General features: G+C 64.8%; 16 protein-coding genes. 9 read left to right on the top strand and 7 right to left on the bottom strand.

Features of this window, described 5'->3' with window-relative positions:
• The first annotated feature begins 8 nt into the window (after positions 1–8).
• The 7 genes from PspTeo4_RS09580 to PspTeo4_RS09550 all read left to right on the top strand — a co-directional run bounded on the left by PspTeo4_RS09580 (position 9) and on the right by PspTeo4_RS09550 (position 6,591).
• Entirely contained in the window at positions 9–854 is an 846-nt protein-coding gene (locus PspTeo4_RS09580; protein WP_322363458.1) for an FAS1-like dehydratase domain-containing protein, read from the top strand.
• Entirely contained in the window at positions 848–1,669 is an 822-nt protein-coding gene (locus tag PspTeo4_RS09575; protein WP_322363457.1) for a CoA ester lyase, read from the top strand. Before PspTeo4_RS09580 ends, PspTeo4_RS09575 begins: the two co-directional genes overlap by 7 nt.
• A gap of 2 nt (positions 1,670–1,671) precedes the next feature.
• Complete coding sequence (locus tag PspTeo4_RS09570; protein ID WP_322363456.1) at positions 1,672–2,421, top strand: electron transfer flavoprotein subunit beta/FixA family protein; 750 nt, start codon at positions 1,672–1,674, stop codon at positions 2,419–2,421.
• Positions 2,421–3,350 (top strand): electron transfer flavoprotein subunit alpha/FixB family protein, encoded by a 930-nt coding sequence (locus PspTeo4_RS09565; RefSeq protein WP_322363454.1) that lies wholly within the window; start codon positions 2,421–2,423, stop codon positions 3,348–3,350. The genes PspTeo4_RS09570 and PspTeo4_RS09565 overlap by 1 nt, the downstream gene beginning before the upstream one ends.
• Positions 3,351–3,366: 16 nt before the next feature.
• Entirely contained in the window at positions 3,367–4,563 is a 1,197-nt protein-coding gene (locus tag PspTeo4_RS09560) for an acetyl-CoA C-acetyltransferase (protein WP_322363453.1), read from the top strand.
• Positions 4,564–4,575: 12 nt separating this feature from the next.
• On the top strand, positions 4,576–5,811 hold the full coding sequence (locus PspTeo4_RS09555) for an acetyl-CoA hydrolase/transferase family protein (RefSeq protein ID WP_322363452.1): 1,236 nt from the start codon (positions 4,576–4,578) through the stop codon (positions 5,809–5,811).
• Between the two features lie 171 nt (positions 5,812–5,982).
• Positions 5,983–6,591, top strand: a complete 609-nt coding sequence (locus PspTeo4_RS09550; RefSeq protein ID WP_322363450.1) for a TetR/AcrR family transcriptional regulator — start codon at positions 5,983–5,985, stop codon at positions 6,589–6,591.
• Between the two features lie 221 nt (positions 6,592–6,812).
• Here PspTeo4_RS09550 and PspTeo4_RS09545 read toward each other — a convergent pair whose 3' ends face one another.
• The 6 genes from PspTeo4_RS09545 to PspTeo4_RS09520 form a co-directional block, all read right to left on the bottom strand.
• On the bottom strand, positions 6,813–7,214 hold the full coding sequence (locus PspTeo4_RS09545; RefSeq protein WP_322363449.1) for a YybH family protein: 402 nt from the start codon (positions 7,212–7,214) through the stop codon (positions 6,813–6,815).
• Positions 7,211–8,353 (bottom strand): CaiB/BaiF CoA-transferase family protein, encoded by a 1,143-nt coding sequence (locus tag PspTeo4_RS09540; protein ID WP_322363448.1) that lies wholly within the window; start codon positions 8,351–8,353, stop codon positions 7,211–7,213. The genes PspTeo4_RS09545 and PspTeo4_RS09540 overlap by 4 nt, the downstream gene beginning before the upstream one ends.
• Before the next feature lie 47 nt (positions 8,354–8,400).
• Entirely contained in the window at positions 8,401–9,639 is a 1,239-nt protein-coding gene (locus PspTeo4_RS09535; protein WP_322363447.1) for a CoA transferase, read from the bottom strand.
• Between the two features lie 67 nt (positions 9,640–9,706).
• Positions 9,707–10,873, bottom strand: coding sequence for an acyl-CoA dehydrogenase family protein (locus tag PspTeo4_RS09530; protein ID WP_322363446.1), 1,167 nt, complete (start codon positions 10,871–10,873; stop codon positions 9,707–9,709).
• A 12-nt stretch (positions 10,874–10,885) separates the two neighbouring features.
• Positions 10,886–11,347: a MaoC family dehydratase gene (locus tag PspTeo4_RS09525; protein ID WP_322363445.1), complete on the bottom strand. Its 462-nt coding sequence runs from the start codon at positions 11,345–11,347 to the stop codon at positions 10,886–10,888.
• A 12-nt stretch (positions 11,348–11,359) separates the two neighbouring features.
• The gene (locus PspTeo4_RS09520; protein ID WP_322363444.1) at positions 11,360–12,250 is read right to left on the bottom strand and encodes a CoA ester lyase; all 891 of its coding nucleotides are present in this window, start codon (positions 12,248–12,250) and stop codon (positions 11,360–11,362) included.
• A gap of 303 nt (positions 12,251–12,553) precedes the next feature.
• On the opposite strand from PspTeo4_RS09520, the gene PspTeo4_RS09515 reads away from it, so the two are divergent.
• Both PspTeo4_RS09515 and PspTeo4_RS09510 read left to right on the top strand, forming a co-directional pair.
• Positions 12,554–13,459, top strand: a complete 906-nt coding sequence (locus tag PspTeo4_RS09515; RefSeq protein ID WP_322363443.1) for an alpha/beta fold hydrolase — start codon at positions 12,554–12,556, stop codon at positions 13,457–13,459.
• A 39-nt stretch (positions 13,460–13,498) separates the two neighbouring features.
• Entirely contained in the window at positions 13,499–14,200 is a 702-nt protein-coding gene (locus PspTeo4_RS09510; RefSeq protein ID WP_322363442.1) for a nitroreductase, read from the top strand.
• A 29-nt stretch (positions 14,201–14,229) separates the two neighbouring features.
• Here PspTeo4_RS09510 and PspTeo4_RS09505 read toward each other — a convergent pair whose 3' ends face one another.
• The gene (locus PspTeo4_RS09505) at positions 14,230–14,979 is read right to left on the bottom strand and encodes a YkgJ family cysteine cluster protein (RefSeq protein ID WP_322363441.1); all 750 of its coding nucleotides are present in this window, start codon (positions 14,977–14,979) and stop codon (positions 14,230–14,232) included.
• Between the last annotated feature and the right edge of the window lie 135 nt (positions 14,980–15,114).

Below are 15,114 nucleotides of genomic sequence, written 5' to 3'. Positions count from 1 at the left end.
CCAGGGTCATGAGCGATAACGATCTGGGTCAACTGCAAGAGTGGCTGGGGCGTCAGGAACGCTGCGAGGCGGTCATCACGCCACAGATGCTCGAAGCCTACCAGGCCACGCTGGCGCCGCACCTGTGGGAGTCCGAGGGGTTCGCCCCGCCAGGCCTGCACTGGTGTCTGGCGCCTAGCCCGGCAGCGGCGAGCATGGCCGAGTTGGGCGAGGATGGTCATCCGCGCCGCGGTGGCTTTCTGCCGCCGGTGTTGCTGCCTCGGCGCATGTGGGCCGGTGGCGAGGTTCAAACCTTGGCCCCGCTGCCCATCGGCAAGCCGATCCAGCGCCTGTCGACCATCCGCGACATCCGCTTCAAGGAAGGGCGTAGCGGCAAACTGTGCTTCGTCACCGTCGAGCATGAGTTGTCCTGCGAAGGTGTGCTGGCCATTCGTGAACGCCAGGACATCGTCTATCGCGGGCCAGCCGAGGGCGCAGCAGCGTCGGCCGGTGGCCCGGAGCGTGCGGGCGAATTGCAGCGTTGGGTGGAGACGCCACCCACTCTGCTGATGCGTTATTCGGCGCTGACCTTCAATGCCCACCGTATCCATTACGACCTGCCTTACGCCACCGAGGTGGAGGGCTACCAGGGGCTGGTGGTGCACGGGCCTCTACAAGCCAGCCTGCTGTTCAACCTGGCGGCTCGGCACGCCGGTCGTGTACCGGCGCGCTTTGCCTATCGCGGCCAGGTACCGCTGATCGCGGGGCGGGTATTCCGCGCCGCGGTGTCGTGGAAAGCGCAGGGCGACAGCCTGCTGGCCTGGACCCAGGATGCCGACGGCAACCTGAACATGGAGGCGAGCGCGACATGTTGACCGATTTCCAGCCTCCCATGGCGCCGCTGTTCGTGCCGGGCGACCGGCCTGAACGGTTCGCCAAGGCCGCCGCGAGCGGTGCCGATGCGGTGATCCTCGACCTGGAGGACGCGGTGGGCGCCAGCAAACGGGCTGCCGCCCGCGAGGCGGTGGCCAACCACGGCATCGACGGTGTGACGGTGATCGTGCGCATCAACGCGGCCAGTACGCCGGACTTCCAGGCCGACCTGGCGGCCCTGCGTGAGGCGCGTTTCGATGCGCTCATGCTGGCCAAGGCCGAAAGTGCCGCAGACATCCGCCTGGTGCACTACCTGCTCGGGCGCCAGGTGCCGGTGATCGCCCTGGTGGAAACCGCTGGGGCCTTCGCCGACCTGGGTGGTTTGCTGCGTGAATCGGGTGTGGTCCAGGCCGCGTTTGGTTCGCTTGACCTGGCCCTGGACCTGGGCTGTCAGCCGAGCTGGGAGGCGCTGGCGTATATGCGCAGCGCCCTGGTGTTGCAGTCGCGGCTGGCCGGGCTGCCGGCACCGCTCGATGGCGTCACCCCCAGCTTCGACGACCCGGCGCCGGTGCATCAGGACGCCCTGACCGCCAGCAACCTGGGTTTTGCCGGCAAGCTGGCGATCCACCCCCGCCAAATTGCGCCAATCACCGAGGCGTTCTTGCCGGATGCGCAAACCTTGAACTGGGCCTGTCGGGTCCTGGAAGCCGTACGCGACGGCGGTGCCGTGCAGGTCGATGGGGCGATGGTCGATCGCCCGCTGATCGAGCGCGCCCGCCGCATCCTTTCCCGTTCCGCCCCTGTTGGAGAGCTCTAAACATGAAAATCCTCGTCGCGGTAAAGCGCGTGGTCGATTACAACGTCAAGGTCCGGGTCAAGGCCGACCAGACTGGCGTGGACCTGGCCAATGTGAAGATGGCCCTGAACCCGTTCTGCGAAATCGCCGTGGAAGAAGCGGTGCGCCTGAAGGAGCAAGGGGTTGCCACTGAAGTGGTGGTGGCGTCCGTGGGGCCGGGCTCGGCGCAGGAACAACTGCGTACCGCCCTGGCGCTGGGCGCCGACCGCGCCGTGCTGGTCGAAACCGATGCCGAACTGGGCTCGCTGGCCATCGCCAAGGCGCTCAAGGCCATCGTCGACAAAGAGCAGCCGCAGCTGGTGATCCTTGGCAAGCAGGCCATCGACAGCGACAACAACCAGACCGGTCAGATGCTGGCCGCGCTGACCGGATACGCCCAGGGCACTTTCGCCTCCAAGGTCGAGGTGGCGGGCGACACGTTGAACGTCACCCGCGAAGTCGATGGCGGCCTGCAGACCGTCGCCCTGAACCTGCCGGCGATCGTCACCACCGACCTGCGCTTGAACGAGCCGCGCTACGCGTCGCTGCCGAACATCATGAAGGCCAAGAAGAAGCCGCTGGAGACCGTGACTCCAGATGCGCTGGGCGTTGCCACTGTCTCCACCACCAAGACTCTCAAGGTCGAAGCACCGGCTGCTCGCAGCGCGGGCATCAAGGTCAAGTCGGTGGCTGAACTGGTCGAGAAACTCAAGAACGAAGCGAAGGTGATCTGATGGCTATCCTGGTTGTTGCTGAACACTCCAATGGCGCCCTGGGTGCCGCGACCCTCAACACGATCACCGCTGCGCTGCAGATTGGCGGCGACATCACCGTGCTGGTGGCCGGTAGCAACGTTGGCGCTGTCGCCGAAGCTGCCGCACAAGTGGCCGGTGTGAGCAAAGTACTGGTGGCCGACCACGCGGCATACGCGCACCAGTTGCCGGAGAACATCGCGCCGCTGGTGGTTTCCCTGGCGGGCGGCTACAGCCACGTGCTGGCCCCGGCCACCACTCAGGGCAAGAACTACCTGCCACGGGTTGCCGCGCAGCTGGACGTGGACCAGATCTCCGAGATCATCGAAGTGGTCAGCCCCGACACCTTCAAACGCCCGATCTACGCCGGCAATGCCATCGCCACCGTGCAATCCAGCGCGCCAGTGAAGGTGTTGAGCGTGCGTAGCACAGGTTTCGATGCCGCCAGTAGCGAAGGTGGCGCGGCCAGCGTCGAGGTACTGGCCAGTGCATTCGATGCGCGGGTATCTGCCTTTGTCGGTGAAGCGTTGGCCAAGTCCGACCGACCGGAGCTGACCGCCGCCAAGATCGTGGTGTCCGGTGGCCGGGGCATGCAGAACGGCGACAACTTCAGCCTTTTGTACAGCCTCGCCGACAAGCTCGGTGCTGCCGTGGGGGCGTCGCGCGCCGCAGTCGACGCAGGCTTCGTGCCCAACGACATGCAGGTCGGCCAGACCGGCAAGATCGTCGCGCCGCAGCTGTACATTGCCGTCGGCATCTCGGGTGCGATCCAGCACCTGGCGGGCATGAAGGATTCCAAGGTGATCGTGGCGATCAACAAGGATGAAGAAGCGCCGATCTTCCAGGTGGCCGACTACGGCCTGGTGGGTGACCTGTTCGAGGTCGTGCCGCAACTGCAAGCCGTGTTGTAAGCAGAGGAAAGTCATCATGAGAAGAGCAGCGATCGTGGCCCCCCGGCGTACGCCGGTGGGTGCCTTTGGCGGCAGCCTGCGCGGTGTGCCGGTGGAGCGTCTGGGGGCCGAGGTGGTCAAGGCCATTTTGGCGCAGACGCGGCTGGACCCCGCGCGTATCGACGATGTGGTGTTCGCCCAGTCCTACGCCAACTCGGAAACGCCATGCGTGGGGCGCTGGATCGCCCTGGAAGCGGGCCTGCCGGTGAGCGTGCCGGGCATGCAGCTGGACCGCCGCTGCGGGGGCGGCCTGCAGGCGCTGATCAGCGCCGCGATGATGGTGCAGACCGGCGCCGTCGATGTGGTGCTGGCCGGCGGCGTAGAAAGCATGAGCAACATCGAGTACTACAGCACTGACATGCGCTGGGGCTCCAAGGCGGGTTCCGTGACGTTGCACGACCGCCTGGACCGCGGTCGCGAGCGCTCGCAGCCGGAGCACCGCTTCGGGCGTATTTCGGGAATGATCGAGACCGCCGAGAACCTGGCGCGGGAATACAACATCAGCCGCGAAGAGTCCGACGCCTTTGCCGCCCGCAGCCAGCAGCGTGCTGCAGCGGCCTGGGAAGCGGGCCGCTTCGATGCCGAAATCGTGCCGGTCAGTGTCCCGCAGAAACGCGGCGAGCCTGTGCTGGTGAGCCGCGATGAAGGCGTGCGCGGCGATTCCACCCTGGAGAAACTGGCCGGTCTGCGCACCTTGACCAAGGGTGGCACGGTCACTGCTGGCAACGCCTCGCAGCAGAACGATGCCGCTGCCGCTTGCCTGGTGGTCGCCGAAGACAAGCTGGACGAGCTGGGGCTGGAGCCGATCGGCTACCTGCACAGCTGGGCAGCGGCGGGGTGCGAGCCGGCAACCATGGGTATCGGCCCGGTGCCGGCGGTGAACAAGCTGTTCGCCCGTACCGGCCTGGGCTTCGACCAGATGGACCTGGTGGAGGTCAACGAGGCCTTTGCCTGCCAGGTGCTGGCGGTGCTCAAGGGCTGGGGCTGGAACGACCCGCAGCGGCTCAACGTCAATGGTTCGGGGATCTCGCTGGGGCACCCGGTGGGTGCGACAGGCATGCGCATCATGACCTCGGTGCTGCATGAGCTGCAGCGTCGCCAGGGGCGTTTGGCCCTGGAGACGATGTGCATCGGCGGCGGCCAGGGCCTGGCCGCGATCTTCGAGCGGGCCTGAGGAGTACCCGCCATGACGGAACAAATCAGCCTCGATGCGCTCGACTTCTGTGCGCTGGTCCACCCGGGCGACCGGGTGGTGTGGGGGCAGGGCGGTGCCGAGCCGACAGCGCTCACTGAGCGCCTGATGGCTCAACGTGAAGGTATTGGGCGCTTCAACGCCTTCGTCGGCATGAGCCTGGCAGACAGCGTCTCTCCGGCAAATGCTGCCCAGGTACGCTTCCAGTCCTACTGTGGTGCCGCGCGTAACCGAGCGTTGGCGCGTGAGCAACGGCTGGATATCCTGCCGTGCCACTATTCCCAGCTCGCCACGGTCCTGGCGCCTGTGGACGTGCTGCTGTTGCAGGTCGCCGAGGGGCCGCAAGGCTTCAGTTTCAGTGTTGCCGCCGAGTACCTGGCACCGTTGGTGCGCTCGGCACGCCTGGTGGTCGCCGAGGTCAATGCCCAGGCACCCTGGACCCACGGTGAGTACCTGGACCCACGGGACATCGACCTGCTGGTACGTACCGACCGGCCTGTGCTGGAGGTACCCGGTGCGCAGTCTGGGGAGGTGGAACAAACCATCGCACGGCACATCGCCGGCTTGGTCGAGGATGGCGCGACCTTGCAGCTGGGATTGGGCAGCTTGCCGGAGGCCGTGCTCGATGGCCTGCGCTCGCACCGCGACCTGGGCATCCACTCCGGCGCCATTGGCGACAAGGTGGCCGACCTGATGGAGCAGGGCATCATCAACAATGCGCGCAAGACTCGCGATGTCGGGGTCAGCATAGGCGGTGTGCTGTTCGGGGGCGAGCGTATCTACCGTTATGCCCACGACAACCCTCGGGTCCAGCTGCGTTCGACGGCTTACACCCACTCGCTGGATGTGCTGCGCAGCCTGGATCGGTTGGTGACCATCAATTCGGCCATCGAGGTCGACCTCACGGGCCAGGTCAACGCCGAAATCGCCGGTGGCCTGTACGTGGGCGCAGTGGGCGGCGCCATGGACTTCCAGCGTGGCGCCCATGCCTCTCGCGGTGGCCTGCCGATCATTGCCCTGCCAGCCACGGCGCTGGGCGGCCGGCAGAGCAGGGTGGTCGGTTGCCTGTCGGGGCCGGTCAGCACGCCTCGTGCTGATGCCGGTTTCATCGTGACGGAGTATGGGGTGGCGGATCTACGTCACTGCGACCTGCGTGAGCGGGTGCGGCGAATGGTGGAGATTGCCCATCCTGATTTTCGTGAATCGCTCGCCTTGGCGGCGGGGCTCTGAACTGGCCTGATCGTGAGTCAAGAGCGCAGCCAACGGGTCCACGCAACCCGGTGGTCGTGCGCTTGGCTTGCGACCAGGCCACCTCGCTTTCGACAAACACCGTTTGAGCACTGGCAAGCCGACGGTTACCATTTCCAACGTTCACCCGACCAACAGGAATGCCCGCTACCGATGGCGCGACGTCAAGCCACTCCCTCTGCCGAAGACACCCGCGAACGGCTCATGCGACTCGCTGCCCGCGCGTTCGGTGCCCAGGGTTACACCGCCACGACCATGCGCCAGATTGCCGAGCAGGCCGGGATCGAGGCTGCCAGCATCTATTACCACTTCTCGTCCAAGGAAGAGTTGGTAGACGCGGTCATGGAGCATGGTGCCGAGCGCATCGTACGGCACATCTATCGACGCATGGACTCGCTACCTGCTGGTGCGACGGCCGAGGACAGTTTCAAGGCGGCGCTGGTCGGCCAGTTGACGGGCCTGGTGCAATACGGCGACTACGCCTTCGCCCGCGGCCGGTTGCATGAGCAGCTGCCGGAGAAGGTTCAGCAGCGTCAATTGCGCCGGCGTGAACGTCACCAGGCATTCTGGGATGGCCTGCTGCACCGTTTGCGTGACGAGGGTTACTTGCGCGAAGACGTGAACCTGGCGCTGTGCCGGGTGTTCGTGCTCGGTACCATCAACTCGGCGTTGAACTGGTTCGATCCGCAGAAGGGTACGGCCGAGGCGGTGGTGGAGGAGTTTTGCGCAATCTTTTTCGACGGGGTACGGCCGAGGTCGTAGAGCCAAGTGCTCTTATCTGGTCGAGAGTCCCTGAGGTATGTGCTGTGCTCAATCTCTAAAAAGCTTGCGCGATCTGTGTGGGAGCTGGCGTAGTCGGGGCGCCGAACCGCTGCGATGGGCTGCGTAGCAGCCCCAATACGTGATCATGCGAGGGCTACGCCCTCGATCGCAGGCTACGCCACCTCCCATAGAGTTCCCACTGACTCACCACTTATGAATCGTCAGCCCAAGGGCGGCGCTTCTGGCACCGGGGAAAAATGGTGCCGCCAGATTCTCCACACACCCTCTTCGACACGCAGCACCAAGGTCGAGCGCAGCAGGCTCACCGTCTCGCGCCCATCGCCCAGGACGAAGCTCATGCGCACATGCCCTTGGGCCACCAGCAGGCCCTCGGCGGGCTGCGACACTTCCTGGTCCAGGGCCTGCACGACACCCGAACGAATCACTGCGTCGTAGCTGGCGAAGTACGCCACGATGGCCGAGCGCCCGAGGCTGTGCCCCGGACGCCCGCCATGCAGCCCGGCATCGGCGCTGTAGCAGGCCCCCAGGGCGTCAGCGTCCCAACTCGCAGCGGCATCGCTCCACTGTTCGAGCACCTGCTCCAGCACGCGCGCCGGTGTCATTGGAAGGCCCCAGTGGCAGCGTAAGCTTCGATGCTTGCCTCTGACAGCCATTGCGCCAACGCGGCCCGCGCGTTCTCCGTCGTCGCCGCAGCCGGTGGCGTGGGGCGCGCCGGCGGTGTGCGGGAGAAGCGTGGAGCAGGGGCCGGCTGCATTATTCCACCCACCTCGACGAAGGTCTCCCGCGCTTGCAGATGCGGGTGTTGCATGGCCTGCGCAAGGTCGAGCACTGGCGAGAAACAGCAGTCGCTGCCGGCCAGCAGTTGTTCCCAATGGGCGCGAGGCTGGCTGGCAAAGCGTTGGCCCAGGGCATCGCGGATTGCCGGCCAATGGGCGCGATCGTATTGCTCGCGCAGTTCGGGCGCGTCGAGTTCGAGTTTTTCCAGCAATTGCAGGTAGAACTTGCGCTCGATGGGGCCGACCGACACGTACTGGCCGTCGGCGCAGGCATAGACGTCATAGAACGGCGAGCCGGAGTCCAGCAGGTTGTTGCCACGGCCCTCGTTCATCATGCCGGCGTGCCATAGTCCGAGCAGCACCGTCATCAGCGAGGTCACGCCATCGACGATGGCCGCGTCCACCACCTGGCCCTTGCCTGAACCACGGGCTTCGAGAATGCCGCTGAGCAGTCCGATGGCCAGGTACAGCGAGCCGCCTGCATAGTCGCCCAGCACGTTCAGCGGAACGGTGGGCGGCGACCCTTTGCGGCCGATGGCATCGAGTACACCGGTGATGGCGATGTAGTTGATATCGTGCCCGGCACTGTGGGCCAGCGGACCCTCCTGGCCCCAACCGGTCATCCGGCCGTAGACCAGTTTGGGATTACGCTCAAGGCACGCGTCGGGGCCGAGGCCCAGGCGCTCCATCACGCCAGGGCGGAAACCTTCGATCACAGCGTCGGCGCGGCCCACCAGGTCATGCACCAGGGCCATGCCTTTGGGGTCCTTCAGGTCCACCCTGATGGTCTTGCGGTTGCGCAGCACCAGGTCGTATTCCAGGGGGCGGGCCAGGCCGATGTCGGCCGGGGTGACGCGGTCGATGCGGATGACGGTGGCGCCAAGGTCGGCCAGCAGCATCGCACACAAGGGGGCCGGCCCGATGCCGGCGAACTCGACGATATGTACACCTTGCAAGGGTCCCACGGTGATCTCCTTCTACGCCGCCGCGGCCTGTGCCACGGCGGGCCAGGCTAGACGATGCCCTGCTCGCGCAGGTGGCTGATCTGCTCGGGGCTCAGGCCCAGCAGGCGGGTATAGACATCTTCGTTGGCGGCGCCCAGCGCCATGGCCGGCTGATCGAATTGCGAAGGGGTGGCCGAGAACTGGATCGGCAGCCCCATGCCCACCGCGCCGGTAGGGCCGTTATGTGGGTGCGACAGTTCCAGAATGGCGCCGCGTTCATGCAGGCGACGGTCGTCCAGCATCTGTTGCGGTGTGCGCACGGGGGCGGCCGGTACGCCGCGCTTGCGGCCCAGTTCCTCGATCGCCTCGGCACTGCTGCGTTGGCTGGTCCAGGCCTCGATGATGGCATTGAGTTCGGTCGCATGGCGCATGCGCGGGCCGCGGTGGGCGAAGCGCGGGTCGTCGATCAGCTCCGGCTGGCCGAGGGCATCGAGCAGGCCACGCATCCACTCGGGGTGGAAGGCGACGATGGCGATATGGCCGTCCAGGGTTCGATAGACGCCGAAGGGCGCGAGGCGGTCATGGAAGTTGCCGGAACGCATCGGGTAGCCGGCCTGACCCATGACGTCGAAGTGTTCTTCGGCGACCCACGAGGCCAGGCAATCGAGCATGGACACCTGCACGTGCTGGCCTACGCCGGTACGGCCACGGTGGATCAGTGCGGCGAGGATGCCATTGACCGCGTACATCGGCGCGACCATGTCGGCAATTGGCAGGCCGCAGCGGGTGGGTGGGCCATCGGCGAAACCGGTGACTTCCATGATGCCGCTCAAGGCCTGGACGATGATGTCCATGCCCTTGAGCCCTGGGTAGGCGCTGGGCTCACCCATGGCCTTGATCGAGGCATAGATGATGTTCGGGTTGTGTGGCTGCACGCGCTCGTAGTCCACGCCCAGCTTGGCCGTGACGCCTTCGCTGAAGTTTTCCAGGATCACATCGGCTTTCTGCGCCAGTTGCATGAACAGCGCCTTGCCCTGTTCGCTCTTCAGGTCAAGGGTGATGCTTTTCTTGTTGCGTGCGCGGTTGAGAATCGACAGGGAAATCTCGTCCTCGCCGGGTGCGCCGAAGTTCAGGCCGTCGGCACCGAGGAAAGGCGGGTTGCTGCGGGCGATGTCGCTACCGCCGGGTGATTCGATGCGGATCACTTCGGCGCCCATGCCGCCCAGCAGCAGCGAGGCGTAAGGGCCTGACAGCGCGACGGTCAAATCGAGGACGCGGATACCTTCCAGAGGTCTTGTTGTTGACATTGTTGTCTCCTGGAACCCGTTTGCGACCGATGCCTGGCGGTTGAACCGGGCCAGGCATCGCGCAGATTTAGTAGGACTTCGGCAGCCCGAGCTTGCGCTCGGCGATGTTCGACAGAATCAGTTGCGGCGTGACCGGTGCGATGTAGCCGATCCAGGCTTCGCGCATGAAACGCTCGACGTGGTACTCCTTGGCGTAGCCGAAGCCGCCATGGGTGAGAATCGAGGTCTGGCAGGCCTGCATGCACGCCTCCGATGCCAGCAGCTTGGCGGCATTGGCCTCGGAGCCACAGGGCAGGCCTTTGTCGTACAGGTCGGCGGCGGCGAAAATCATGTGGTTGGCCGCTTCCAGTTCGGCCCAGTTGCGCGCCAGTGGATGCTGCACGCCCTGGTTCATGCCGATCTGCCGGCCGAACACCACGCGTTCCTTGGCGTATTGGGTGGCCAGTTTGAGCACGGCGCGGCCGATGCCGATCTGCTCGGCGGAAACCAGTACCCGCTCGGCGTTCATGCCGTGGAAGATGTAGCTCAAGCCTTTGCCTTCTTCGCCGATCAGCGAATCCTTGGACAGCGGCATGTTGTCGATGAACAGCTCGTTGGTGTCCACGGCGGCGCGGCCGAGCTTGTCGATTTCACGGATATCGACGTAGTTGCGATCGAGCTTGGTGTAGAACAGGCTCAGGCCTTCGCTGTGCTTCTTGACCTCTTCGATCGGCGTGGTGCGCGCCAGGATCAGCATGTGGTCGGCGACCTGGGCGGTGGAGATGAACACCTTCTTGCCCGAAAGGATGTAGTTGCCATCGGCTTGCTTTCTGGCCACGCAACGCAGCTTGGTGGTGTCCAGGCCGGTGTCCGGCTCGGTGACCGCGAAGCAGGCCTTGTGTTCGCCACGGGCGAAGGGTGGCAGCCAGGCCTGTTTCTGCGCCTCGGTGCCAAAATGCACGACAGGCTGCAGGCCGAAGATATTCATGTGGATGGTCGAGGCTGCCGCCTGACCGCCGCATTCGGCGACGGTGCGCATGAACAAGGCGGCCTCGGTCACGCCCAGGTTGGCGCCGCCGACGTTTTCCGGCATGCAGATCCCCAGCCAGCCATCACGGGCCACGGCTTCGAAGAACTCATGGGGAAACGCGTGGTTCTTGTCCTTGTTGCGCCAGTATTCGAGCGGAAAGTTGGCGCAGATCTTCTCTGCGGCATCGACGATGGCCCGCTGGTCGGCTGTGAGTTGGTAATCCATGGCGGGTTCTCCTCAAGCCTGCGCGGTCGGGCGCAGCATCATCAGGCCGGTGCGCACCGCCGTACAGACGACTTCATCGCGCTGGTTCTTGGCCACGTGCTTGAAGGTGACGATACCGGAGTCGTTGCGGCTCTTGGACAGGCGGGTGTCGACGATCTCGGTCTGCACGCGGATGGTGTCGCCGTGGAAGGTTGGCTTGGGGAAGGCGATTTCGCCAAAGCCCAGGTTGCCCAAGGTGGTGCCGAGGGTCGTTTCGTACACGGTGATCCCGGCCACCAGGGCCAGCAGGAACATGCTGTTGACCAGGCGCTGGCCATAGAAGGTATTGGCGCTGTACTCGGCATCGATGTGCAGCGGCGCGCAGTTGTAGGTCATGGCCGAGAACAGGATGTTGTCCGTCTCGGTCACGGTACGGCGAATGGCATGCTCGATCACCATCCCCGGCTTGAATTCTTCGAAGTAAAGTCCGGCCATTTTCTTGTCTCCTCAGTGATTGAAGGCGCGAGCGAGTTCGATGACTTCGCGGGCGGTCTTGGCGTGGGCGATGTCGATGTGCTCACCGTCGTAGATGCATGAGGCACGGCCTTCGGCCTGGGCTTTTTCCAGGGCGTCGATCATTCCCTGGTAGAGGGCCACTTCTTCTTCGGTGGGGCTGTAGGTGCGGTTGACGATCTCGATGTTGGACGGGTGCAACACCAGTTCGCCGCTCATGCCCAGCTGGCGGTCGTTGGCCGAAGACACCTTCAGGCCTTCCAGGTCGTGCACCTGCTGCCATACACCACCGATCGGCAACTTGCCGGCGGCGCGGGCGGCCATGACGATGCGCGACTTGAGGTACTGGGTCTCGCGGCCTTCCAGCGACCACACGGTCTTCAGCGCACGGGCCACATCGGCGTTCTTGGCGGTGGCGCCAACGATGGCCGGCACGCGCTCGTGCTGGGCGATCTCGTAAGCCAACTGCAGGGAGCGGGCGGTTTCCAGCAGCGGGATGACCAGGGTATGACCGACCGGTACGCCGGCCCGGTATTCCGCCTCGGCCAGCATGGACGAGACGGTGTGGATGTCCTCGGGGCCGCACGGCTTGGAGATGACGATGCCTTCGACCAACGGGCTGACCACGGCGAGGATGTCATCGAAGTCGTACAGGTGGGCGCTACGGTTGATACGCACCCAGATGCGCTGTTTTTGCTCGGCCAGCCAGGCGATCTTGGACTTGACGATACCGCGGGCCTCGACCTTCAGGTCCGCCGGCACGCTGTCCTCCAGGTCGAGGATCAGTGCATCGGCCTTGGCGCCGGCAGCCTTCTCGATCATGTTCGGCTTGTTGCCGGGCACGAACATCATCGAGCGGATCGGTTTGATGGTAGTGGAAGCCATCGTGCGAGTACTCCTTCTTGTTTTGCTGGTTAGCCTAACGACAGTTAGATTAATGAGCGGCATTTGCCTGGGGTCCAGCATGTATCCGCGAGCTGATCGGCGCCAAGCGAGGTGGTGGAATATTTCCGTACTTTGGAATTTGTGGCCCTTTCGTTGCTATAAAGCGCGGTATTTGCGCCAAAGAACGGAACAGTGACGTGTTGCTCCTTGTCAGGATGCCAACGGCAAGGCAGGCTACCTAACAACTGTAAGGTCCTTGCCGCGTAAGCAAGGCGATAGCAACCTTCGGGGCAGGAGGCAAACATGGCAGGTTCAGCAACCACGGCGACACGCAGGCGATTGCCCGGCACCCCACAGCCCACGCAGCATTGGCAGGGCGGGGAGGGGCTTGTCCTGGCGGGAGACAGCTGGGGCGACCCGGCGGGGCCGCTGGTGATTTTGCTGCACGGTGGCGGGCAGACCCGTCATGCCTGGGGCGCTACCGGCAAGTTGCTGGCTGCTGCCGGGTGTCATGCCATTGCACTGGATGCCCGCGGGCATGGCGATTCGCAGTGGAGCCCCAGTGGCGACTACAGCACTGACGCCATGGTGCAGGACCTCAAAGCGGTGATCGCCAGCCACGGTGGGCGACCGCCAGTGCTCATCGGCGCATCCATGGGCGGTATCACCAGCCTTGTCGGTGTCGGCGAAGGTCGGATCGAGGCCCGTGCGCTGATTCTGGTGGACGTGGTGCCACGCTGCGAGGCGTCGGGTGTGGCCCGTATCAAGGCGTTCATGCAACAGCACGACAACGGCTTCGCTTCGCTGGATGAGGTCGCCGAAGCAATCAGCCGCTACCAGCCGCAACGGCGCAAGCCGGCCAGTACCCAGGGGCTGGTGAAGAACCTTCGAGGCGCGCCCGATGGCCGCCTGCACTGGCACTGGGATCCGCGTTACCTGGATACGCCTCTTGACCTGGTGGCGCGTTACGAACGCTTGTCCGACTGTGCCCGGCAACTGCGCCTGCCGACGCTGCTGGTGCGTGGCGCCCAGTCCGACGTGGTCTCGCAGGAGGGGCTGCAAGACTTCCTGACCTTGTGCCCGCACGCCGAGCACCTGAGTGTCGCCGATGCGCGGCACATGGTGGCAGGTGACCGCAACGACGCTTTCGGAAAGGCCGCCTGGGACTTCCTGAGCCGGCATCTGCTGCTTGGCGCCAGCGCAAGCTGACGCCTGTTTACCCCATTTCGCCCGTGGACGATACCAACAATGAAAGACGCAACCGAACACCTCACCCACAACCCCGATGCCGACTTGCTCAAGCGCCTGCTCAGCGGCCGTTCCACCTGTCGGGCGTACCGCCCGGATGCCGTCCCTCAGGCCGTGATCGAGGATATGGTCGACATTGCGCGGCGCACGCCATCGTGGTGCAACACCCAGCCATGGCAGGTGCTGGTGACCTCCGGGCAAAGTACCGAGGCGTTTCGCGAGGCGTTGATGGCGCGGGCGATGACGCACACTGAGACCGACTCGGACATTCCGTTTCCGGAGGCGTATCGGGATGTGTATGCAGACCGTCGGCGTGAAGCAGGTTTCAAACTGTACGAAGCACTGGGCATCGCCCGTGGCGACAAGGAACGCTATGCCCAGCAGAGCCTGGAAAACTTCCGGATGTTCGGCGCCCCCCATGTCGCCATCCTCACCACCCGCGCCGACCTTGGGCCTTACGCGGCAGTGGATTGCGGTGGTTTCATCTCTGCCTTCCTGTTGGCGGCCCAGGCCCACGGCGTGGCGACGGCGCCACAGGCGGCGCTGGCCCGTCATGCACGCTTCATTCGCGAGTATTTCGGCATCGGTGATGACCGCCATATGGTCTGCGGCATCTCTTTCGGTTACGCCGATACCGAGCATCCGGTGAACAGCTTCCGCACCAACCGAGCCTCGCTGGCCGAGGTGCTGCGCATCGTTTGAAGCGAGCGAGAGGCCCATGGCGGGAGCTGTCATCCCGCCAAGGGGATGAATACATGCTCGGGCGCCTCGCCCGTCAGCTGCACGCCCGATTGCGTCAATTGCTCGATCAACACACCTCCGTGGGCGCGTACCGTCCACTGCACTGGCGGGGCTGGTTCCGTGCGTTGACGGGCGATGGCCTGCAGTAGCTTCTCAGGAGTGGGGAAGTAGGCGGTAAGCCCATTGCCCTTCCAGGCTGCGGTACTCAAGCCCAGGTGACGGCAGATGTCGACCTTGGCCCGGGCGTCATCGCGGTCGGCCTGGCGCGACGCTTCGATCAGCCGGCGCAGCTCCAGCGGTGGCTGCCCATCGGAGGCTATAAGCAGCTCGCCATCCGGAGCTGTCCAGGCCGGTGCCGGGCATTCCTTGGTGCTCGGGTTCAGGGCGATGAACGGGTTGACCTCCATTGGATAGATCCGGCACACCAGCGGGCGCTCGGCGTAGATACCGCAGCGATCGTCCGCCTGCAGGTTCGGGCAGCCGTGCAGTACCGAGGCGGCAAATATGGCGATGACTTGCAGGTCGGCCGAACCCGAGCGCACCTGGTCGGAGCGTGCGGCATCGTGCCGGTAGGAGGCGTTGTTCTGGGCCTCGTGGCGGGTGGCGAAGGCTTCCAGCAGGATGACCACATCGTCGCCCCGAGCCAGCCAGGTTTCGGCTTCGGCCAGGCTCAAGGGCACGAAGCGGCCTTTGCAGCACACGCCGCAGCCGACACAGTTGAAAGAGACGGGAACGGTCATGCGCATGGCTCCGAGAAGGTGAACGGGCGCATGCTACGAAGTCACCTGCCACTTTCTTTGCCTGTTCCTCTGTTCTTCTTGCCCGATTCGCGATGGATGCAATCGGTTTCGCAGAATTGGGCACTAACCTCGCTG

The sequence above is a fragment of the Pseudomonas sp. Teo4 genome, from assembly GCF_034387475.1.
GTDB lineage: Bacteria > Pseudomonadota > Gammaproteobacteria > Pseudomonadales > Pseudomonadaceae > Aquipseudomonas.
Note: the sequence above shows the minus strand (reverse complement) of the source record. Positions and strands in the feature narration are given on the sequence as shown.

Bases quoted from the DNA above. Each gene is read 5' to 3' on its own strand.
- PspTeo4_RS09515 (WP_322363443.1), top strand. From the start codon at position 12,554: ATGGCAGGTTCAGCAACCACGGCGACACGCAGGCGATTGCCCGGCACC.
- PspTeo4_RS09575 (WP_322363457.1), top strand. From the start codon at position 848: ATGTTGACCGATTTCCAGCCTCCCATGGCGCCGCTGTTCGTGCCGGGC.
- PspTeo4_RS09565 (WP_322363454.1), top strand. From the start codon at position 2,421: ATGGCTATCCTGGTTGTTGCTGAACACTCCAATGGCGCCCTGGGTGCC.
- PspTeo4_RS09505 (WP_322363441.1), bottom strand. From the start codon at position 14,979: ATGACCGTTCCCGTCTCTTTCAACTGTGTCGGCTGCGGCGTGTGCTGC.
- PspTeo4_RS09510 (WP_322363442.1), top strand. From the start codon at position 13,499: ATGAAAGACGCAACCGAACACCTCACCCACAACCCCGATGCCGACTTG.
- PspTeo4_RS09535 (WP_322363447.1), bottom strand. From the start codon at position 9,639: ATGTCAACAACAAGACCTCTGGAAGGTATCCGCGTCCTCGATTTGACC.
- PspTeo4_RS09520 (WP_322363444.1), bottom strand. From the start codon at position 12,250: ATGGCTTCCACTACCATCAAACCGATCCGCTCGATGATGTTCGTGCCC.
- PspTeo4_RS09560 (WP_322363453.1), top strand. From the start codon at position 3,367: ATGAGAAGAGCAGCGATCGTGGCCCCCCGGCGTACGCCGGTGGGTGCC.
- PspTeo4_RS09555 (WP_322363452.1), top strand. From the start codon at position 4,576: ATGACGGAACAAATCAGCCTCGATGCGCTCGACTTCTGTGCGCTGGTC.
- PspTeo4_RS09530 (WP_322363446.1), bottom strand. From the start codon at position 10,873: ATGGATTACCAACTCACAGCCGACCAGCGGGCCATCGTCGATGCCGCA.
- PspTeo4_RS09580 (WP_322363458.1), top strand. From the start codon at position 9: ATGAGCGATAACGATCTGGGTCAACTGCAAGAGTGGCTGGGGCGTCAG.
- PspTeo4_RS09570 (WP_322363456.1), top strand. From the start codon at position 1,672: ATGAAAATCCTCGTCGCGGTAAAGCGCGTGGTCGATTACAACGTCAAG.
- PspTeo4_RS09545 (WP_322363449.1), bottom strand. From the start codon at position 7,214: ATGACACCGGCGCGCGTGCTGGAGCAGGTGCTCGAACAGTGGAGCGAT.
- PspTeo4_RS09525 (WP_322363445.1), bottom strand. From the start codon at position 11,347: ATGGCCGGACTTTACTTCGAAGAATTCAAGCCGGGGATGGTGATCGAG.
- PspTeo4_RS09550 (WP_322363450.1), top strand. From the start codon at position 5,983: ATGGCGCGACGTCAAGCCACTCCCTCTGCCGAAGACACCCGCGAACGG.